A 307-nucleotide genomic window follows, 5' to 3' on the forward strand; every position below is an offset into this window, starting at 1 on the left:
CATAGAATGAAAACCTCTTTGGTTTTGTTGTACCCAATTTTCCAATGATTTCTCATCGGATAAGGCTCTTGGAAGTTGGCTGACGACCTTATTAGAAACGCTATATACGGGTGTAATATGAGCTTCTTTATCACTCCCTATATAGGCATTGTCGTTGGCTTTTGTTTCAGAGGTTTCATCGGAAATTTCTGGTTTGTCTTGTTGTAAACTGTATTTGTTCGCCAGTTGATAGGAACGCTCCATAAGTTTCATTTGGGTTTCCAAAGGGTCTTGGGGCTTGGGAGCCGTCAGTTGTTTTTTAAGCTGG

At 40.7% G+C, this 307-nt stretch carries 1 pseudogene; it reads right to left on the reverse strand.

From position 1 onward, the window contains the following. A pseudogene (locus VQ048_RS13135) lies at positions 1 to 307 on the reverse strand (conjugative transposon protein TraM); the annotation flags it as partial.

Origin of the sequence: Bergeyella anatis (assembly GCF_036016955.1) — a bacterium.
GTDB lineage: Bacteria > Bacteroidota > Bacteroidia > Flavobacteriales > Weeksellaceae > JAYWXI01.